This window comes from Variovorax sp. PvP013, assembly GCF_050435945.1.
In the GTDB taxonomy this organism is placed as follows: Bacteria; Pseudomonadota; Gammaproteobacteria; order Burkholderiales; family Burkholderiaceae_C; genus Variovorax.
In genome coordinates this window covers 31,340-49,943 of sequence record NZ_JBNDLF010000011.1, presented here as the reverse complement: position 1 = coordinate 49,943, position 18,604 = coordinate 31,340, and the positions used below count along the sequence as shown (strand labels likewise).

Below are 18,604 nucleotides of genomic sequence, written 5' to 3'. Positions count from 1 at the left end.
GCTGTCGAGCATAGGCGCTGGTGCGGCGTCCCGACGCCCACGCCGGTCCCGGAACCCGCGAAAGTCGACTCGCTCTTCCCGCCTAACACTTTCCATTTAAGGAGCAGACCGCGCTCCGTCCCTGGCGATCCGGACGCCGGTCGGCTCGCGGCGGCGTGTCCGCCGTGATTCCGGGGGATGCCGAGCCCGCGAAAAGGCGGTAGAAATCCGCGAACGGCGCGCGAATGGCGATTCCCCGCCCACCGACGCCGCCGTCCCCGGATCGATTCCAAGGAGCACTTCCCATGTCCATCCATCTGTACTACCACCCCTATTCCCGCGCGGCCGGCACGGTCTGGGCGCTCGAGGAGGTCGGCGTTCCCTACGAACTCGAGGTGATCGACATCGCGCGCGGCGAGCAGAAGGGCCCCGCGCTGATCGCCAGGAACCCGATGGGCAAGCTGCCCACGCTGGTCGACGGCGAGACGGTGGTCACCGAGGCCGCCGCCATCGCGCTGTACCTGGCCGACCGCTACGCGCCGGGGCGGCTGGCGCCGGCGCTGGACGACCCGCGGCGCGGCACCTACCTGCGCTGGTCGGTGTTCGCGCCCAGCGTCGTCGAGCCCGCCGTCATGGCCGCGGAGGCCGGCTGGGAGGTCAAGGAGGTCTCGGCCGGCTGGGGCAACCGCGACGCCATGCTGGCCGCCGCCGAGAGCGCCGTCGCCGGCCGGGATTTCGTGCTGGGCGACGCCTTCTCGATGGCCGACGTCGTCTTCGGCGGCACCTTGCGCTTCATGGCCGGCTTCAGGCGCATCGAGCTCACGCCCTCCCTCGCGGCCTACGTGGAGCGCCTGGACGCGCGCCCCGCCAGCCGGCGCGCCGACGCCAAGAACCTGGCCATGCGGAAGGAACTGGGGCTGCGGTGAGCGCGTCGCCGTCGCGCTGCGATCAACGCATCGGTACCTCTCCGGATGGAAATGTACATGATGGTAATATACATATCATGATCGATCTCGACACCATCACGGGTTTCGACTGGGATGACGGCAACGCCCGCAAGAACGAAAAGCACGGCGTTACGACCGCCGAGGCCGAGCAGGTCTTCTTCAATGCCCCCCTGCTGCTTCTGGAAGATGCAGCGCACAGCCTCCAGGAAGTGCGCTTCCACGCCTTGGGCAAGACCGACGCCGGACGTGTGCTGCACGTCACGTTCACCCTGCGCCGGTCGGGGCTGTCGATCCGCGTGATTTCAGCCAGGGACATGCACCGCAAGGAACGAGCCATCTATGAACAAGCCGACTAAACCGATTCCGAAATTCGCCACCGAAGCGCAGGAGCGCGCGTACTGGGAAACGCACGACTCCACCGATCACCTCGACTGGACGAAAGCCAGGAAAGCGACGCTCCCCAACCTGAAGCCGACGACCAAGACGATCTCGCTGCGACTGCCGCAACATCTGCTCGATTCCATCAAGGTGGCGGCGAATGCACGTGATGTGCCCTACCAGTCGCTGATCAAGGTCTGGTTGCAGGAGAAGCTCCACACGTCCTGAGTCGACGCCGTAGGACCGCCCCACGCTCACTTCCACAGCGCGCAGCGGCTCTCGGCCTTGGTCGTGAAGACCTCCTCGCCCTTGAGCTTCTGCACCACCTTGTAGTAGTCCCAGGGCTCCTTCGACTCGGCCGGCGACTTGACCTGCACCAGGTACATGTCGTGGACGAAGCGGCCGTCGGCGCGCACCGTGCCCTTGGCGTAGAAGTCGTCGATCGGCGTCGACTTGATCTTCGCCATGACCTGATCGGCATCGACGGTCTTGGCGGCCTGCACGGCCTTGAGGTAGGTGGTGGTGGCCGAGTAGTCGGCGGCCTGGATGTCGGTGGGCATGCGCTTGGTCTTCTCGAAGAAGCGGCGGCCGAAGGCGCGCGTCTTCTCGTCGAGGTTCCAGTCCCAGCTGGTGGTCAGCAGCAGGCCCTCGGTGGTCTTCAGGCCCAGGCTGTGCACGTCGGTCACGAACACCAGCAGCCCGACCATCTTCATCGTCTTGGCGATGCCGAACTCGCGCGCCGCCTTGATCGCGTTGATGGTGTCGCCGCCGGCGTTGGCCAGGGCCAGCACCTGGGCCTTCGAGTTCTGCGCCTGCAGCAGGTAGGACGAGAAGTCGGAGGTGTTGAGCGGGTGCTTGACGCTGCCCAGCACGCTGCCGCCCTTCTCCTTGATGACCTTGGTGGCGTCGGCCTCCAGCGCCTGGCCGAAGGCGTAGTCGGCGGTGAGGAAGTACCAGCTCTTGTCGCCGCGCGCGATCACCGCGCTGCCGGTGCCCTTGGCCAGCGCGACGGTGTCGTAGGCGTAGTGCACGGTGTAGGGGCTGCACTGCTCGTTGGTCAGGGCCGAGCTGCCCGCGCCGTTGACCACGAAGACGCGCTTCTTCTCCTGCGCCACCTTGGCCATGGCCAGGCCGGTGCCCGAGCTGGTGCCGCCGAAGAGCATCGTCAGGCCCTGGGTGTCGATCCACTCGCGCGCCTTGGAGGCGGCGATGTCGGCCTTGTTCTGGTGGTCGGCGGTCAGCAGCTCGATGGGCATGCCGTTGACCTTGCCGCCGAAGTCGTCGATGGCCATCTGGATCGCCAGCGCGCCGTTCTTGCCCTCGACGTCGGCGTACAGGCTCGACATGTCGGTGATGAAGCCGATCTTCAGCTTGTCCTGGGCCTGGGCGGCGCCGGCGGCCAACGCCAGCGCGGCGACGGCCAGGACGGGGATGCGGTGCGGGTGCTCGTGCTTCTTCATGGATCGGGTCTCCGTTCGTTCGGTCGTGGAAGGGCCATCAAGGCGGAAAGGACCGGGTGCCTCGTGCGCGACACCCGGCAAGGCGCTCGGCTCGTCAAATCACGGCCGACGAAGGAATATCCGGTGCGCCGCCCGGCGCGGCATCCGGACTTCTCCCCACCGTACAAACCCATGCCTCGCCCCGTCGATCGAGGAACGGAGACCCGCATGACCACCGATGCCCCCCTGCTGCTCGCCCGCGACGGCGCCGTGGCCACGATCCGCTTCAACCGGCCGGCGGCGCTCAACGCCATCGACCCGCCGATGGCGCGCGCCTTCCTCGCCGCCGTGCGCGAGGTGGCCGCCGACCGGAGCGTGCGCGCCGTGCTCATGAGCGGCGCCGGCAAGGGCTTCATGGCCGGCGGCGACCTGGCCGTGCTGAGCGCCGACCCGCAAATCGGCGCGGCCGGGCTGATCGGCCCGCTGCACGAGGCCCTGACCGTGCTCGACGCCATGGACGCGCCCGTGGTCGCCCAGGTGCACGGCGTGGCCGCCGGCGCGGGCCTCAGCCTGATGCTGCAGGCCGACTTCGTGCTCGCCGCCGCCGGCACGCGCTTCAACCTCGCCTACGCCAACATCGGCGCGAGTTGCGACGTCGGCGCCTCGTGGGCGCTGCCCCGGCGCGTCGGCCTGCGCCGGGCGCTGGAGATCGCGCTGCTGGGCGACACGCACGACGCCGAGGCGGCCGAGCGCATGGGCCTCATCAACCGCGTGGTGCCCGCCGCCGACCTGGCGACCGAGGCGATGGCATTGGCGCAGCGCCTGGCGCGCGGCCCGACCGTGGCGCTGGGCCACCTGCGCCGCCTGATGCGCGGCGCGCTCGACCGCGACCTGGCCGGCCAACTCGACGCCGAAGCCGCCGCCTTCCAGGCCTGCGCGGCCACCGACGACTTCCGCATCGGCCTGGACGCCTTCCGCGAGCGCCGGCCGCCGGCCTTCACCGGGCGCTGAACCGTTCCCTCGCTTCTCTTCTTTTTTCCTCTCTGAAAACCTCTGGAGACCGCTTCATGACCCTGCCCGACATCTTCGTGATCGGCACCGCCCGCACCGCCATCGGCACCTTCGGCGGCGCGCTCAAGGACGTACCCAACACGCAACTCGCCACCACCGCCGTCAAGGCCGCCATCGAACGCAGCGGCGTGCCCGCCGACGCCATCGGCCACGTCGTGATGGGCAACGTGATCCCCACCGACGTCAAGGACGCCTACCTGAGCCGCGTGGCCGCCATCGACGCCGGCTGCCCGATCGAGACGCCGGCCTTCAACGTCAACCGCCTGTGCGGCTCGGGCCTGCAGGCGATCGTCTCGGCCGCGCAGGCCATCGCCCTGGGCGACTGCGACATCGCCATCGGCGGCGGGTCCGAGTCGATGAGCCGGGGGCCGTACTTCGACACGGCGGCGCGCTACGGCGCGCGCATGGGCGACGCGGTGCTGCTCGACTACATGCTGGGCATCCTGCACGACCCCTGGGAGAAGATCCACATGGGCATCACGGCGGAGAACGTGGCCGCGCGCTACGGCATCTCGCGCGAGCGCATGGACGCGCTGGCCGCGACCAGCCAGCAGCGCGCGGCGGCGGCCATCGCGGCGGGGCGTTTCAAGGAACAGATCGTCCCGGTCGAGGTGAAGACGCGCAAGGGCGTCACCCTCTTCGACACCGACGAGCACGTGCGTGCGGACACCACCGTCGAATCGCTGGCCAGGATGAAGCCGGCTTTCAAGAAGGACGGCGCCGTGACGGCGGGCAACGCCTCGGGCATCAACGACGGCGCCGCCGCCGTGGTGCTGGCCAACGCCGATCGCGTGCGCGCGCTGGACCTGAAGCCGCTCGCGCGCCTGGTGGGCTACGCGCACGCGGGCGTCGAGCCGGCCTACATGGGGATCGGTCCGGTGCCGGCCACGCGCAAGGTGCTCGAGCGCACCGGGCTGAAGGTGGGCGACTTCGACGTCGTCGAGTCGAACGAGGCCTTCGCGGCGCAGGCCTGCGCGGTGATGCAGGAACTGGACTTCGATCCGGAGAAGGTCAACCCCAACGGCTCGGGCATCTCGCTGGGCCACCCGGTGGGCGCGACCGGCGCCATCATCACGACCAAGGCCATCGCCGAGCTGCACCGCACGGGCGGGCGCTACGCCCTGGTGACGATGTGTATCGGCGGCGGCCAGGGCATCGCGGCGGTGTTCGAGCGGGTCTGAGGACGGCGCATCGCTATGCGGCCAGCCGCTCGCGCAGTTCCCGCTTGAGCAGCTTGCCGCCGGCGTTGCGCGGCAGCGGCGCATCCGCCCAGGTGATCGTCTCGGGCACCTTGTAGTCGGTGAGCTGCGCGCGGCAGTGGGCGCGCACGGCCTCGTCGTCGTGCGGCACGCCGGGCGCGTGGATGAAGGCGTGCACGCGCTCGCCCAGCACCGGGCAGGGGCGGCCCACCACCGCCGCCTCGACCACGCCCGGCAGCGCCATCAGCGCGTGCTCCACCTCGACCGAGTAGATCTTGAAGCCGCCCCGATTGAGCATGTCCTTCTTGCGATCGACCAGGCGCACGAAGCCGGCCGCGTCGATGCTCCCCAGGTCGCCGGAATGCCAGTACCCGCCGGTGAAGGCGCCCGCCGTCGCCGCAGGATCGTCCCAGTAGCCGCGCACCACCATCGGGCCGGCGATCCACAGCTCGCCGGTCTCGCCGGCGGGCAGCTCGCGCCCGGCCTCGTCCATCGCGCGGACGTCGGCGCAGGGCAGCGGGACGCCGACGGTGTCGGCGTGGTCGCGCGTCAGGCCCGGGGGCATGAGCGTGGCGGGCGAGGTGGTCTCGGTGGCGCCGTAGGCGTTGAGCAGCGTCAGCCCCGGCAGGCGCCGCGCCAGCCGGTCGATGGCGGCCACCGGCATCGGCGCGCCCCCGTAGCCGCCGATGCGCCAGCGCGACAGGTCGGCGCCCTCGAATTCCGGACTCATGAGGCACAGCGTGTACATCGCCGGCACCATCAGCGTGTGCGTGACGCGCTCGGCTTCCATGACGCGGATGAACGCGGCGGCCTTGAACTCCGGCAGCATCACGACCGCGCCGCCCACGTGGACCATCGCCGCGACGATGGCGACCAGCCCGGTGACGTGGCTGGCCGGCACCGCCAGCGCCGAGCGGTCGCCCGCGCTCAGGCCCATGCCCACCTCGTAGTGGCGCACCGAATGCGCGATGTTCAGGTGCGTGAGCATCGCCCCCTTGGGGCGGCCGGTGGTGCCGGAGGTGTAGAGGATGACGGCCGTGTCCTCGGGCTGCACGACCTGCGCCTCGACGCGTGCCGTGCCCGTGGCGGCCAGCGCCTCCAGCGTCACGACGTCGTCCGCTGCCGATGCCGATGCCAATGCCGAGCCCGCGGTCGCGGCGTCGTCCCGGGCCGGAACGCCCGCCGCCGACCCCGGGCCGGCCGCCGCGCCCGCGACCACGCGCAGCCGCAGGCCGGGCGCTTCCGCGACGTCGGGCACGCGAGCGGCCAGCGCGGCGTCGACCACGATGGCGCGGGCGTCGCATTGCCGCAGCACGTAGGCCAGGCCCGGGCGCTGCTCGCGCTCGCCCACCGGCACCGCGATGGCGCCCAGGCGCTGCAGGGCGAACAGCACGGCCATGAAGGCCGGCCGGTTGCCCATGAACAGGACCACGCGGTCGCCGGCGGCCACGCCCCGCGCCGCGAAGCCGCCGGCCAGGCGCGCGACCTCGGCGTCGAGCCGGGCGTAGGTCCAGCGCACGTCGCCGCACACCACGGCGTCGGCCTCCGGATGCATCCGCGCGGCGCGCTCGAGCAGCGCGTGCAGGCTGGCGGGCCGTTCGGCGAAGCAGCGCACGACGCGGTCGCCGTAGACGCCCTCCCGGCGCATCGCCGGCAGGCCGCCCGGCAGCTCGTCCCAGGGCGAACGCGTCATGCGGGCACCTCCGGCATGGCGTCGGCATCGGCGGCCGGGTCGTGCGCGGCTTGCGGCGCGACGTTGGCGCCGCGCTCGATCACGTACTCCACGTCCACCAGCCGGCGCGAATGGTTGAGGTCCGACTGCGCGATCAGCACCGTCAGGTCGCCGCCGCGCAGCCCGGCGATGACCTCGCCCAGGCGCATCGACAGGGCCGGCGCCACGCCCTCGAAGGGCTCGTCGAGCAGCAGCAGCCGCGTGCCCACGCCCAGGGCGCGGGCCAGCGCGACCAGCTTCTGCTGCCCGCCCGAGAGCAGCAGGGCACGGCGCTCGCGCATGGCCGCGAGTTCGGGCAGCACGCCGTAGACGAAGTCCAGGCGCTGCGCGACCGCGCGCGACTTGGTCGCCCACAGCGGCACCAGGATGTTCTCCTCCACCGTCAGCTCGGGCACCAGCCCGCGGTCCTCCGGCATGTAGCCGATGCCCATGGCGGCGCGTTCGTGGCGGCTGCAGGACGCCAGGTCACGGCCGTCGAAGGCGATGCGGCCCCGGGACGGCGCGAGGTGGCCCATGACCGAGCGCAGCAGGGTCGTCTTGCCCGCGCCGTTGCGCCCGATGAGCCCGGCCATGCGCCCGGCGGCGACGTCGAGCGACAGGCCGCGCAGCACCTGCACGGCGCCGATGGCGACATGGATCGATTCGATGGCGAGCATGGTGTCTAGTCCCTCGGCGGTTCGGCGTCCGGGCGCAGCGTGCCCGTGACGTAGCGGCGCACGTCGTCGGCCGCCAGCGCCACGGCCGGCGCGTCGTCCGCGATGATGCGGCCGGCGTAGAAGGCGATCACGCGGTCGGCGTAGCGCGCGACGATGTCCATGTCGTGCTCGACGAACAGCACCGTCATGCGCTCCTGGCCGAGCGCGCGCATGACGATCTCCATCATCGGGAACTTCTCCTCGGCGGAGACGCCGCTGGTGGGCTCGTCGAGCAGCAGCAGGCGCGGCTCGCCGGTCAGGGCCATCGCGATGTCCAGCAGCTTGCGCACGCCGCCGGGCAGCTCGGCGACGCGGCGCTCGCGGTGCTCGGCGAGGTTGAAGCGCTCGAGCAGCGCGTCGGCGCGCGCCACCGCGTCGGCGCGCCGGGCGGTGCGCCAGAACGACAGCCGCTGGCCGTGGCAGGCCAGCGCCACCAGCATGTTCTCCAGCACCGACATGCCGGCGAACAGCTGCGGGATCTGGAACGAGCGCGCCACGCCCAGCCGCGTGATCGCGCGCGGGTCCAGGCGCGTGATGTCGCGCCCGCCCAGCACGATCGAGCCGGTGTCGGGCTTGAGGTAGCCGGTGATCATGTTGACGAAGGTGGTCTTGCCCGCGCCGTTGCTGCCGATCAGGCTCACGCGCTCGCCGGCGGCCACGGCCACGTCCAGGCCGCTGGCCGCGACCACGGCGCCGAAGCGCTTCTCGATGCCGCTGGCGCGCAGCAGGACCTCGCGGCCCGCTGCGGCCGCCAGCGCGGCGCGGTTGCCGGCCGACACCGGCCGCGCCGCCGCCGGCGGCTCGTCGACGACCGCGCTCACGACCGGTCCCCCCGGGCGCCGCGGTCCACCCACAGCGAGCCGATGCCGCGCGGCAGGAAGCGGATCATCAGCAGCAGGAAGATGCCCAGCGACAGTTGCCAGGTGTTGGGGAAGTACAGGCTGGAGAACGAGCGCACGACCTCCAGCAGCGTCGAGGCCACGAACACCGCCAGCACGCTCTGCCAGCCGGCCAGGATGGCGACGAAGACGAACTCGCCCGAGGTCGTCCAGTAGCTGAAGTTGGGGTCGATGTGGCCGAGCGACATCACCGTGAGCGCGCCGCCCGAGCCGCCCGCGAAGGCCGCCAGCAGGAAGTTGATGCTCATGGCCTGGCGCACCGAGCCGCCCAGGTACTCGACCCGCAGCTCGTTCTCCCGCACCGCCTGCGTGACCAGCCCGCGCGTGGAATCGAAGTACGTCCGCGCCGCCAGCGCCAGCACGCCCGCGACGACGATCGTCACGCCGTAGAGCACGTGGCCCGAGCGCGCGTCCGGCAGCGCCTGGCCGAACAGCGTCGGCCGCCCCATGTTGAAACCGTCCGAGCCGCCCAGCGCGCTGGTCTTGACCAGCACGCCGTAGGCCACCATCGACATCGCCAGCGTCAGCATGGCGAAGAAGATGCCCCGGTAGCGCGCGAGCAGCGGCGCGAACGGCGCCGCCACCGCCGTCGCCGCCACCCCGCCCAGGACCGCCAGCCCCAGCGCGTCGGTGAAGCCCAGCCGGTTGAACGCCAGCGCCGCCGCGTACCCGCCCACCGCGAACACCAGCCCCTGCCCGAAGGACACCACCCCGCCACGCATCAGCAGCACGATCCCCAGCGACACCAGCCCGTGCGACGCCGCCATCGTCAGCAGGAAGGTCAGCCACTTCGGCATGAACGCCCCCGCGACGACCAGCGCCACGATCAAGACAACACCACCCGCCATGACCCAAACGCCGCGAAGCGGCGAAGCGCCAGAAACACCGAGGAACCGGCTTTGCCGGGCCTCTGGTGTTGCCCCCTGCAAGGGGGTTGGCGAAGCGACACGAAGTGCGCGAAGACTGGGGGTGTTCATATTCTTCTTGCCTGGATGCGCTGGAACAGGCCTTCGGGTCGGACCATCAGCACCAGCGCCATCACGATGTAGATCGAGAACAGTTCGGCCTGCGGCACCACGTGCACGGCGAAGGACCGCGCCAGCCCGACGATCAGCGCGCCGATGGCCGCGCCCTCGATGCTGCCGAGCCCGCCGATGATCACCACGGCGAAGGACACGATGATCACGCCCACCGACACGCCCGGCTGCACCGAGATCAGCGGTGCGGTGAAGGCGCCGCCCAGCGCCGCCAGGAAGACGCCGACGCCGAAGGCCAGCATGTAGACCCGCGAGACGTTCACCCCCATGCTGGCGGCGACCTCCTCGCTGTGGATGACGGCCAGCACGATCTTGCCCTGGCGCGTGCGGTTCAGCCCCCACCACACGGCCAGCCCGACGGCCACCGCCAGCCCCATGAGCATGAAGTCGTAGCCGACGTAGACCTGATCGCCGATCTCGACGTTGCCGAACATCGCGTAGGGCTCCGAGACGTAGTACGGGTTGGCGCCCCACAGCAGCTTGGTGACGTCCTCCAGCACCAGGAACAGCGCGTAGGTCACCAGCACCAGCAGCACCTCGTCGCGGCCGTAGAAGAAGCGCATCAGGCCGCGCTCGGTCAGGGGCGCCACCAGCACCGCCACGGCGACGGCCGCGAACAGCATGGCCACCAGCGACCACTCGGGCGCGAACTTCATGCTGGCGAACCAGCCGACGAAGCTCGCCGCCGCGTACGCGCCCAGCGCGTAGAAGCTGCCGTGCGCGATGTTCAGGATCTTCAGCACGCCGAAGACCAGGGTCAGCCCGAGCGCGACGATGAACAGCCACGAGGCGTAGCTCAGGCCGTCGATCAGGATGGTGAGGGCGGTGGCCATGAGGGCGATCGCGGACTCAGTTGCACTTCGCGCCGGCGAAGTCGGACTTGATCCAGTCCTCCGACTTCACGTTGACCGGCGGATTGACGCACTCGGCCGGGAAGCGCTGGATGTCGTCGAGCACCACCATCTTCTTGCCCGCGTCGTAGCGCGTCCTGCCGATCGCCGTCTCCTGCGTGGCCTGGTGGCCGCCGCCGAGCGTCATGCGGATGCGCCCGCCGGGCGAGTCCCATTCGGCATTGGTCAGCGCGGCGGCGAGCTGCTCGGTGGTCGGCTTCTTGCCGCCGTTGGCGGCCATCGCCTTCTCGGCGGCCATCTTCAGGCCCATGAGCGCCTGCGCCATCCGGTACGGCGCCTGCGCCGGGTAGGTCTGGTAGCCCTTCTGGTAGACGCTCCACCACCAGTCGTTCAGGGCCGACTTGGGGGACAGCAGCCCGTAGGCGCCGCGCGCGCCGAGGATGGCGCCGTCGGGCATCTTGTCGCCCAGGTTGGTCAGCACGTGGTCGGCCGCCGACAGCACCACCTGCGAGCGCTTGAACAGTCCGCGCGGCCCCGACTGCAGGATGAAGGCCTGCAGGTCGCCGCCCCACAGGCTCGAATGCGTGACGTCGGCGCGCTTGGACATCAGCGCCGAGATCTCGGTGCCGTACTGCCCGGCGCCGAACTTCGGCAGCAGGTCCTCGCCCAGCTTCGCCTGCGGATAGAGCTGCGCCATCGACAGCGTGAAGTCCTTGCGCGAGTCCTGGCCCCAGGCGTAGTCCTGGTTGATCATGTTGAAGCTCTCGGCCTTGACGTTGCGCGCCTTGAGATAGCGCGCCAGCGCCACGTTGTCCATCGTGGCGTGCGAGGCGGTGCGGAAGACGTAGGCGTACTTGGCGTCCTCGAAGATGCGCGGCGTGCCACAGTCGTAGAGGATGAGGAACTTCTTCATCTCCTCGGCCACCGGCGCCACCGCCAGGCAATCGCCGGAACTCACGTACCCGACCACCGCGTCGACCTTCTCGCGGTCGTAGAGGTTGCGCAGTTCCTGCACCTGCTTGGTCGCGCCGCCGTTCTCGTCGATGTAGACGGCCTCGATCCGCATGCCGCCGATGCCCGGCTTGTTGTAGGGCGCCGGCGCCTCGCCCTTGTTGAAGGCGTCGACCAGCACCTTGGCGCCGTTGACCGCCGGGATGCCGAAGCTCTCGGCCGCCTGCCCCGACAGGAAACTGACGATGCCGACCTTGAAGGTCTCCGTGGCGGGCGCCTGGGCCTGGGCCCGGGCGGCCGGGGCGATGGCGCCGGCGAGTCCGGCGATGGCCAGGGCCAGGGTCGGGACCGTGCGGGATGCGCGTGCTTTCATGCTTGTCTCCTTCGTTGTGTTCATTGACCCGAGGGTGGCGCGCCGGCGGACCGGTCGGCCGTGGCCGCCTGGACCGGCGTGCCCATGTCGAGCCCGGTCATCTCGAAACCCTTGCGGAAGTCGTTCATGTGCCGGCGCGTCCACTCGGCCGCACCGTCGGCGTCGCGCCGCCGCAGCGCGTCCAGGATGGCGCGGTGCGCGTCCAGGTTGCGCGCCTTGGACTGCGGCAGGTGCAGGTGGATCCGCAGCAGCGTCGGGTTGTAGAGCAGGCTGATGGGCTCGCGCGCCAGCATCAGCGCGCGGTTGTGGCTGGCGCGGCCGACCAGGGCGTGGAACTCGACGTCGAGGTCGACCAGGCGCCGGTGGTCCTCGACGGTGGCGGCGCCCCGGGCCTGCAGCTGCCGGGTCAGCGCGGTGTTGGCCTCCAGCGCGTCCAGGTCCTCGTCGGTGGCGTGCGCCGCCGCCAGCCGCGCGGCCAGCGGCTCCAGCGTGATGGCGACCTGCCACAGTTCCTCGAAGGTGGTCTGCTGCAGCAGCAGCAGGCGCGCCGCGCGCGGCGCCAGGTCGTAGAGGCCGGGCAGCGTGACGAACAGCCGCCGGCCCTCGCGGCGCTGCAGCAGTCCCTCCTGCTCGACCTGCCGGATCGCCTCGCGCACCGTCGAGCGGTGCACGCCGAAGCGCTCGGCCAGGCTCTGCTCGGTCGGCAGCGGCATGCCGGGCTTGATCTGGCCGCTGAGGATGCTGCGTTCGATCTCCGAGGACACGACCTTGTACGCCGGCGCCAGGTTGAGCCGGTCGAACAGCCCGGCCGCGTCGGGCGACGGCGTCGGCGCGGTCGGGTCCGCGGGTTCGATGGTGCTGGCTGCCAAGGATCGTCTCCTGTCCGGTGGCCGTGCGACGCGGCGGAAAGGTGGGTCCGTCGGTTTGTCGGACAAGCGATTCTGGGCAGTGAGGACCGCCGCGCAGGAGCGGGTTTCCCCTCCTCGCCTGACGCGGTCGCGACAGCGGGCCATGGCGCCCGGGTAATCCCTCGATCGTTGCGGCTGGCGGAAACGTCGCGCTTCGGCCGTAATGGATCGCGCGCCGGACGGGGACCATCATCCGGTCGCCAAACAACGATTGGAGACAAGACACATGACTCGGATTTCGGATTGGACGATTCGCGGTGCCGCGCACGGCGGCATCGTGCTGGTGGCGATGCTGCTGGCCGCCTGCGGCGGCGGCGACGGCGGCGGCGACACCTCCACCGGGCCGGCGGGCACGTCCCGCCTGCCCGCCGCGCGCAGCGCCCTGGTACCGCCGGAGAGCACCTCGCCCTGCACGATCACGCGCTCGGCCATCGAGCGCTTCGACGTCAAGGGCAGCGGCCTCGCCTTCGGCGGCGCGAGCTTCGGCGATGCGGGCACCTACACCTACATCCTCGCCGAGGCCACGGCCACGGTGGCACCGGCCGACGAGTGCGCCGGCACCATCGTCGACCTGAAGAACGCCGTGCCCGACGCCGCCGGCAACGTGCGCTACCGCTTCGACATCGTGCTGCTCGCGCCCACCGACCCCGCCCGCGCCAACGGCACGCTGTTCTACGAGGTCACCAACCGCACCCGCTCGCTGCTGGTCCCGGCCCTCAACGAGGGCTCCGCCAACGACCTGTTCGCCGGCGTGCGGCCGCAGGTGGTGGCCACGGCGTCGGGCGGCGACGTCGCCGGCATGGGCGCGGGCAACGGCTTCCTGATGAACCAGGGCGCGAGCATCGTGTGGGCCGGCTGGCAGGGCGACCAGCCGCAGACGCTCGCCGGCCCCTCGGCGGCCATCACCGCCGCGCAGCGCTGGTACGCGCCGGGCATGACCTTGCCGGTCGCGGTCGACCGCGCCAACGGCGACGCGCCGATCACCGGCCGGGTGCAGGACGAACTGGTCGCCGACAGCGCCACGGCCAACCTGCTGGGCACCTACTACAAGATGGCGCCCGGCACGCTCGCCACGGCCACCCTCACGGTACGCCGGACGCCGACCTCGGCCCCCGTCACCGTGGCGCGGTCGCTGTGGACCTACACCGCCGGCACCGCCACGGCGCCGGCCGGCGGCACCGGAGCCGACGGCTACGGCTTCGTGACCATCGACCGCGCCGCCGTGCGCGCCGACGCCGCGAACGCCCCCGCGCTGGACGCCGGACGGGACGACGGCTCGATCTACCAGTTCGACTACACCGCCGTCGAGCCCCGGGTCATGGGCCTGGGCTTCCTCGCGACGCGCGACTTGGTGAGCTTCCTGCGCCACGGCACGGTCGACGCCGCGGGCAACCGCAACCCGCTGGCCGGCCGCGTCCGGACCACGCTGTTCGGCGGCATCTCGCAGTCGGGGCGCTACGTGCGCGACTACCTCTGGCAGGGCTTCAACGCCGACGCGCAGAACCGCCGCGTGTTCGACGGCATGTTCCCGCTGGTGGGCGGCTCGCGCAAGACCTACACCAACTACCGCTGGTCCAAGCCCGGCGACTACGCGCGCCAGCACGAGACCCACTACACCCCGGGCGACCAGTTCCCCTTCGGCTACGCCACACTGACCGATCCCGTGAGCGGCCGCACCGACGGCCTGCTGGCCAAGTGCACGCGGGACGCCACCTGCCCCAAGGTCGTCCAGTACGACAGTCCGATCGAGTTCGGCGGCGCGCGCGCCTCCCTGGTGGCCACGGACGGCGCCGGCAACGACGTCGCGGTGCCGGAGAACGTGCGCCTCTTCTATGCCAACGGCACGCAGCACAGCCCCTCGGCGCTGTCCGCCAATGCGCGCACGCAGCCCGACATGACGACCAACCGCGCCGTCGCGGCGACCGCGCCGACCTACGCGCCCAACGTGCTCAACGCCAGCACGGCCCTGGTGCGCGCGCTCTACCTGAACCTGGAAGGCTGGGTCCAGGGCACGGCGCAGCCGTTGCCCAGCGTCTGGCCGTCGGCGCGCGGCGGCACGCTGGCCGTGCCGACCGTCTCGGTCGCCAGCCTGGGCGGACCGGACCTGTCGGCCGTCGCGTTCACCGGTGTGGCCGGCACGCCGGGCCTGAGCTTCAACGGCGTGTACAACACCCTGAGCCTGAACGACGAGAGCGTGATCCCGTCGGCCGTGTCGTCGAAGCTGTACGTGGTGCAGCTGCCGACCCTGGACGCGCAGGGCAACGACGTCGCCGGCGTGAAGATGCCCGACTCGGCGGTGCCGCTGGCCACCTTCAAGGGCTACAGCCTGCGCCGGCCGGGCTTCGTGGCCGGCGACCAGTACGGCCTGAACGGCTCGCAGCTGGCCTTCGCCGTCACCGACGCGCAGCGCCAGCCGGGCGATCCGCGCCGCAGTGTGCAGGGCCTCTACGGCTCGAAGGCCGGCTACGTGGACGCGGTCGACCGCGCGGTCGCCGACCTGGTGGCGCGCGGCCTGATGCTCGACGGCCGCTTCGGCGCCGACGACGCGGTGGCCTACCGCGCGCGGGCGCGCTCGCAGAGCCTGCAGCCGGGCTTCGCCGCCCTGCCCTGACCCCGGCGCCCGCTCACTCGGCCTCGATGCCCGCCGCCTTGACGACCTTGCCCCACTTGGCGAGGTCGGACCTGATCAGCGCCGCGTAGGCCTGCGGCGTGCCGCCCTGGACCTCGATGCCGGCGGCCTCCAGCTTGGCGCGCACGTCGGGCAGCTTGAGCGCGGCGTTGATCTCGGCGTTGAGCTTGTCGACGATCGCTTTGGGCGTGCCGGCCGGCGCCAGGAAGCCGCCGTTGGTGTTGGCGTCGTAGCCCTTGAGGCCCTGCTCGTCGGCGGTCGGCACGTCCGGCAGCGAACTCGTCCGCTTGAGCGTCGAGACCGCGACGGCGCGCACGTTGCCGGCCTTCACCTGCGACTGGATCGCACTGATGGTGTCGATGTAGAGCGCGGTGCGGCCGGCCAGCAGGTCCGGGTGCGCCGCCGACGAGCCCTTGTAGGGCACCAGCAGCATCGGCGCGCCGCTGGCCAGGCGGAACATCTCGGCGGCCATCTCCTGGGCACTGCCGCGCCCGGATGTGGCGACCTTGGCGTCGTTCGGGTGCGCCTTCATCCAGGCGACGAACTCGGGCAGGGTCTTGGCCGGGATCTGCGGCGAGATGGCGAACACCAGCGGCACCTCGTGCGTGTAGACGATCGGCTCGAAGCTCTTCTCCGGGTCCCAGCCGAGGTTCTTGAACAGGAACTTGTTGATGTTGTGGCTGCCGCCGACGATGCCGATCGTGTAGCCGTCGGGCGTCGCCTTGGCCAGCACGTCGGTGCCGAGGTTGTTGGAGGCGCCCGGCCGGTTGTCGACGATCACGGGCTGCCCCATGGACGCGCCGATCTTGTCGCCGACGACGCGCGCGATGGTGTCGATGGCGCCGCCCGGCGGGGCCGGCACGATGATCCTGACGGCGCGCGTCGGGTAGGCCTGGGCCGAGGCGGCGACCGGCACGGCGGCCAGGGACGCCGCGACGGCGAGGACCTTGAGCATGGAAGCGATGGGCATGGAAGTCTCCTTGTTGTGAAAGATCAGGATCCGGCCGTCAGCCGCGGCCGACGAAGGGCATGGCGCTGGCCATGACGGTCATGGTCAGCACGTTGGCCGACAGGGGCAGCGCGGCGATGTGGCGCACCGCGTCGGCCACGTGGACCGCGTCCATCATGGGTTCGGCCGCCACCGTGCCGTTGGCCTGCGTCACGCCGCGCGTTATGCGCTCGGACAGCTCGGTCAGGGCGTTGCCGATGTCGATCTGGCTGGCCACGATGCCAAAGGCGCGACCGTCGAGCGCCAGCGACTTGGTCAGGCCGGCGACCGCGTGCTTGCTCATGGTGTAGGGCGCGGTGTTCGGTCGCGGCACGTGCGCCGAGATCGAGCCGTTGTTGACGATGCGCCCGCCCTGCGGCGACTGGCGGCGCATCAGGCCGAAGGCGGCGCGGGCGCACAGGAAGACGCCGGTCACGTTGGTGTCGAGCACGCTGAACCAGCGCTCCAGCGGCAGCTCGTCCATCGGCACGGCCGGGGCGTTGACGCCGGCGTTGTTGAACAGCAGGTCGAGCCGCCCGAAACGGTCCTCGATGGTGGCGAACAGCGCCTCGACGCTGCCGGGCACGGTGACGTCGGTCGGCACGGCGAGCGCGCTCCGGCCCCGGGCCTCGGCCTCGTCGGCCAGCGCCTTCAGCGGCTCGAGGCGGCGGCCCGCCAGCACGACGCGCCAGCCGTCGTCGAGCAGGCCGAGCGCCACGGCGCGGCCGATGCCGCTGCCGGCGCCGGTGACCAGCGCGATCTTTCCGTGGGGGGTGGTCGTCATGGGGTGTCTCCTGGGTTCGACGGGATGAGGGACGGCGCGCCGTCGACGGTCATGGCGAACTCGCCGATGCCGGCCACGCCGCCGGTGACGCGCTCGCCGTGGCGCAGCGCGCCGACGCCCGCGGGCGTGCCGGTGTAGACGAGGTCGCCCGGCGCCAGCGTCACCGAGCGCGACAGCATGGCGATCAGTTCGGCCACCGGCCACGACAGGTCGGACAGGTCGGCGCGCTGGCGCTCGACGCCGTCGACCGCGAGCCAGATCGCGCCGCCGCGCGGGTGTCCGCACACGGCGGCCGGCACCAGCGGCGTGCAGGGCGCCGAGCGGTCGAAGGCCTTGGCGGCCTCCCAGGAAGCGCCCGCGCGCTTGGCCGCCTGCTGTAGGTCGCGCCGCGTCAGGTCCAGCCCGGCGGCATAGCCCCAGACGTGGTCGGCCTCTACCCGCGCCGCGTCGATGTCGCGGCCGCCGACGCCGATCGCCACGACCAGCTCGATCTCGTGGCAGAAGTCTTCCGTGCCCGGCGGATAGGGCAAGGCGCCGCTCGCCGGCACCACCGAGGTGGCCGGTTTCATGAACCAGCCGGGCAGCGCGCGCGGCGGCGGCTCGTCCGGTCGCCAGGGGTAGTTGCGGCCGATGCAGAACACCCGGCCGACGGGGAACCGCGCCGGGGTGTCGCGCACCGCCAGCGTGGTCGGCGCCGGCGGGGGGAGGACGAATTCCGTCATGGTCGGCGGCGCCTCAGGTGGTCAGGCTCATCGCCGGGCGCTGGCCGGCCAGCGCCTGGGCGATGCCCGCGAGCACCATCTCGCCCATCGCCGTGCGGGTCTCCCAGGTGGCGCTGGCGCGGTGGGCCTGGAGCGTGGCGCGCTCCGAGCGGCGCAAGGCCTCGGGTACGCGCGGCTCGTCGACGAACACGTCCAGCCCCGCGCCGGCGATGCGGCCGGCGGCCAGCGCCTCGGTCAGGTCGGCCTCGTTGATCAACCGGCCGCGCGCGACGTTGATCAGGAAGCCGCGCGGGCCGAGCGCCTCGAGCACCGCCGCGTCGACGATGCCCTCGGCCTGGTCCGCCGCCGCGCACAGCACCAGCGCATCCGCGCCCCGGGCCAGGTCGACCAGGTCGGGGACGAACGGATGGGCGACGTCCTCCATCGCGCGCAGGTCGGTGTACGAGATCCGGCAGCCGAAGGCCGCCGCCCGCACCGCCACCGCGCGGCCGACCCGGCCCATGCCGACGATGCCCACGCGCATGCCGCTGAAGCGCCGCGCCAGCGGGATCGCGCTCGGCTGCGGGTGCAGCTCCCACTGGCCGTCGCGCACGAAGCGGTCGCCGGCGCACAGGTTGCGGCAGGCCGCGATCAGCAGGCCGATGGCCAGGTCGGCGACGTCCTCGGTCAGCGCGCCCAGGGTGGCCGTGACGGGCAGGCCGCGCTCGCGGCAATAGGCCAGGTCCACGGCGTCGGTGCCCACGCCGTTGACCGCCACCACCTTCAGGCCCGGCAGGCGCTCCAGCAGCACGCGGGAGATGCCGGTGTGGCCGCCGGTGATGACGGCCTGGATCGCGTCGGCGTGCTCGCGCAGCCAGGCCTCCGGGTCCGTGAGTTCGTAGAACCGGTGGACGTCGTAGAGCGCCGCGAGCTGGTCGTTGATCGCCGGGATCAGGATCGGGTTGAGTTGCAGGACCGAGGGTTTCATGGGGAGATGGAAGGGGTTGTCTCGAAGTGTCCCGATGGTATGTATCAGTTGATTC

Annotated in this window: 18 protein-coding genes; 6 read left to right on the top strand and 12 right to left on the bottom strand. The window is 71.5% G+C overall.

Annotated features, from left to right (window positions below):
• Window positions 1-284 precede the first annotated feature (284 nt).
• The 3 genes from ABID77_RS20205 to ABID77_RS20195 all read left to right on the top strand — a co-directional run bounded on the left by ABID77_RS20205 (window position 285) and on the right by ABID77_RS20195 (window position 1,532).
• A complete protein-coding gene (locus ABID77_RS20205; RefSeq protein ID WP_429599740.1) occupies window positions 285-905 on the top strand; it encodes a glutathione S-transferase family protein in 621 nt (206 codons plus the stop codon).
• Between the two features lie 77 nt (window positions 906-982).
• A complete protein-coding gene (locus ABID77_RS20200; RefSeq protein WP_429599738.1) occupies window positions 983-1,282 on the top strand; it encodes a BrnT family toxin in 300 nt (99 codons plus the stop codon).
• A complete protein-coding gene (locus ABID77_RS20195) occupies window positions 1,266-1,532 on the top strand; it encodes a BrnA antitoxin family protein (RefSeq protein ID WP_429599735.1) in 267 nt (88 codons plus the stop codon). Before ABID77_RS20200 ends, ABID77_RS20195 begins: the two co-directional genes overlap by 17 nt.
• 26 nt (window positions 1,533-1,558) lie before the next feature.
• Here ABID77_RS20195 and ABID77_RS20190 read toward each other — a convergent pair whose 3' ends face one another.
• Window positions 1,559-2,764 carry an ABC transporter substrate-binding protein gene (locus tag ABID77_RS20190; RefSeq protein ID WP_429599733.1) on the bottom strand — a complete coding sequence of 402 codons (1,206 nt, stop codon included), beginning with the start codon at window positions 2,762-2,764 and terminating at the stop codon, window positions 1,559-1,561.
• 207 nt (window positions 2,765-2,971) lie between these two features.
• On the opposite strand from ABID77_RS20190, the gene ABID77_RS20185 reads away from it, so the two are divergent.
• Window positions 2,972-3,754, top strand: coding sequence for an enoyl-CoA hydratase/isomerase family protein (locus ABID77_RS20185; protein ID WP_429599730.1), 783 nt, complete (start codon window positions 2,972-2,974; stop codon window positions 3,752-3,754).
• A 56-nt stretch (window positions 3,755-3,810) separates the two neighbouring features.
• Complete coding sequence (locus ABID77_RS20180; protein ID WP_429599727.1) at window positions 3,811-4,995, top strand: acetyl-CoA C-acyltransferase family protein; 1,185 nt, start codon at window positions 3,811-3,813, stop codon at window positions 4,993-4,995.
• A gap of 13 nt (window positions 4,996-5,008) precedes the next feature.
• Here the strand turns inward: ABID77_RS20180 and ABID77_RS20175 are convergent, their stop codons facing one another.
• From ABID77_RS20175 to ABID77_RS20145, 7 genes are all read right to left on the bottom strand, one after another.
• Window positions 5,009-6,706 (bottom strand): class I adenylate-forming enzyme family protein, encoded by a 1,698-nt coding sequence (locus tag ABID77_RS20175; protein WP_429599725.1) that lies wholly within the window; start codon window positions 6,704-6,706, stop codon window positions 5,009-5,011.
• Complete coding sequence (locus ABID77_RS20170) at window positions 6,703-7,401, bottom strand: ABC transporter ATP-binding protein (protein WP_429599723.1); 699 nt, start codon at window positions 7,399-7,401, stop codon at window positions 6,703-6,705. The genes ABID77_RS20175 and ABID77_RS20170 overlap by 4 nt, the downstream gene beginning before the upstream one ends.
• 5 nt (window positions 7,402-7,406) lie before the next feature.
• Window positions 7,407-8,261, bottom strand: a complete 855-nt coding sequence (locus tag ABID77_RS20165) for an ABC transporter ATP-binding protein (protein WP_429599720.1) — start codon at window positions 8,259-8,261, stop codon at window positions 7,407-7,409.
• Window positions 8,258-9,187, bottom strand: a complete 930-nt coding sequence (locus ABID77_RS20160) for a branched-chain amino acid ABC transporter permease (RefSeq protein WP_429599717.1) — start codon at window positions 9,185-9,187, stop codon at window positions 8,258-8,260. Before ABID77_RS20160 ends, ABID77_RS20165 begins: the two co-directional genes overlap by 4 nt.
• A gap of 125 nt (window positions 9,188-9,312) precedes the next feature.
• A complete protein-coding gene (locus ABID77_RS20155; RefSeq protein WP_429599714.1) occupies window positions 9,313-10,209 on the bottom strand; it encodes a branched-chain amino acid ABC transporter permease in 897 nt (298 codons plus the stop codon).
• A 16-nt stretch (window positions 10,210-10,225) separates the two neighbouring features.
• A complete protein-coding gene (locus tag ABID77_RS20150; protein WP_429599712.1) occupies window positions 10,226-11,551 on the bottom strand; it encodes an ABC transporter substrate-binding protein in 1,326 nt (441 codons plus the stop codon).
• Window positions 11,552-11,571: 20 nt separating this feature from the next.
• Complete coding sequence (locus ABID77_RS20145) at window positions 11,572-12,420, bottom strand: FadR/GntR family transcriptional regulator (RefSeq protein WP_429599710.1); 849 nt, start codon at window positions 12,418-12,420, stop codon at window positions 11,572-11,574.
• Window positions 12,421-12,685: 265 nt separating this feature from the next.
• On the opposite strand from ABID77_RS20145, the gene ABID77_RS20140 reads away from it, so the two are divergent.
• Window positions 12,686-15,070, top strand: a complete 2,385-nt coding sequence (locus tag ABID77_RS20140) for an alpha/beta hydrolase domain-containing protein (protein ID WP_429599708.1) — start codon at window positions 12,686-12,688, stop codon at window positions 15,068-15,070.
• Window positions 15,071-15,083: 13 nt separating this feature from the next.
• Here ABID77_RS20140 and ABID77_RS20135 read toward each other — a convergent pair whose 3' ends face one another.
• Genes ABID77_RS20135 through ABID77_RS20120 form a run of 4 tightly spaced genes read right to left on the bottom strand, consistent with a single transcriptional unit; the run spans window position 15,084 to window position 18,549 of the window.
• Window positions 15,084-16,058 carry a Bug family tripartite tricarboxylate transporter substrate binding protein gene (locus ABID77_RS20135; protein WP_429599705.1) on the bottom strand — a complete coding sequence of 325 codons (975 nt, stop codon included), beginning with the start codon at window positions 16,056-16,058 and terminating at the stop codon, window positions 15,084-15,086.
• A gap of 37 nt (window positions 16,059-16,095) precedes the next feature.
• Window positions 16,096-16,860: an SDR family oxidoreductase gene (locus ABID77_RS20130; RefSeq protein ID WP_429599703.1), complete on the bottom strand. Its 765-nt coding sequence runs from the start codon at window positions 16,858-16,860 to the stop codon at window positions 16,096-16,098.
• Window positions 16,857-17,582 carry a fumarylacetoacetate hydrolase family protein gene (locus ABID77_RS20125; protein ID WP_429599700.1) on the bottom strand — a complete coding sequence of 242 codons (726 nt, stop codon included), beginning with the start codon at window positions 17,580-17,582 and terminating at the stop codon, window positions 16,857-16,859. The genes ABID77_RS20130 and ABID77_RS20125 overlap by 4 nt, the downstream gene beginning before the upstream one ends.
• 13 nt (window positions 17,583-17,595) lie before the next feature.
• Window positions 17,596-18,549 (bottom strand): 2-hydroxyacid dehydrogenase, encoded by a 954-nt coding sequence (locus ABID77_RS20120; protein WP_429599698.1) that lies wholly within the window; start codon window positions 18,547-18,549, stop codon window positions 17,596-17,598.
• Between the last annotated feature and the right edge of the window lie 55 nt (window positions 18,550-18,604).

Bases quoted from the DNA above. Each gene is read 5' to 3' on its own strand.
- ABID77_RS20205 (WP_429599740.1), top strand. From the start codon at position 285: ATGTCCATCCATCTGTACTACCACCCCTATTCCCGCGCGGCCGGCACG.
- ABID77_RS20200 (WP_429599738.1), top strand. From the start codon at position 983: ATGATCGATCTCGACACCATCACGGGTTTCGACTGGGATGACGGCAAC.
- ABID77_RS20195 (WP_429599735.1), top strand. From the start codon at position 1,266: ATGAACAAGCCGACTAAACCGATTCCGAAATTCGCCACCGAAGCGCAG.
- ABID77_RS20190 (WP_429599733.1), bottom strand. From the start codon at position 2,764: ATGAAGAAGCACGAGCACCCGCACCGCATCCCCGTCCTGGCCGTCGCC.
- ABID77_RS20185 (WP_429599730.1), top strand. From the start codon at position 2,972: ATGACCACCGATGCCCCCCTGCTGCTCGCCCGCGACGGCGCCGTGGCC.
- ABID77_RS20180 (WP_429599727.1), top strand. From the start codon at position 3,811: ATGACCCTGCCCGACATCTTCGTGATCGGCACCGCCCGCACCGCCATC.
- ABID77_RS20175 (WP_429599725.1), bottom strand. From the start codon at position 6,706: ATGACGCGTTCGCCCTGGGACGAGCTGCCGGGCGGCCTGCCGGCGATG.
- ABID77_RS20170 (WP_429599723.1), bottom strand. From the start codon at position 7,401: ATGCTCGCCATCGAATCGATCCATGTCGCCATCGGCGCCGTGCAGGTG.
- ABID77_RS20160 (WP_429599717.1), bottom strand. From the start codon at position 9,187: ATGGCGGGTGGTGTTGTCTTGATCGTGGCGCTGGTCGTCGCGGGGGCG.
- ABID77_RS20155 (WP_429599714.1), bottom strand. From the start codon at position 10,209: ATGGCCACCGCCCTCACCATCCTGATCGACGGCCTGAGCTACGCCTCG.
- ABID77_RS20150 (WP_429599712.1), bottom strand. From the start codon at position 11,551: ATGAAAGCACGCGCATCCCGCACGGTCCCGACCCTGGCCCTGGCCATC.
- ABID77_RS20140 (WP_429599708.1), top strand. From the start codon at position 12,686: ATGACTCGGATTTCGGATTGGACGATTCGCGGTGCCGCGCACGGCGGC.
- ABID77_RS20135 (WP_429599705.1), bottom strand. From the start codon at position 16,058: ATGCCCATCGCTTCCATGCTCAAGGTCCTCGCCGTCGCGGCGTCCCTG.
- ABID77_RS20130 (WP_429599703.1), bottom strand. From the start codon at position 16,860: ATGACGACCACCCCCCACGGAAAGATCGCGCTGGTCACCGGCGCCGGC.
- ABID77_RS20125 (WP_429599700.1), bottom strand. From the start codon at position 17,582: ATGACGGAATTCGTCCTCCCCCCGCCGGCGCCGACCACGCTGGCGGTG.
- ABID77_RS20120 (WP_429599698.1), bottom strand. From the start codon at position 18,549: ATGAAACCCTCGGTCCTGCAACTCAACCCGATCCTGATCCCGGCGATC.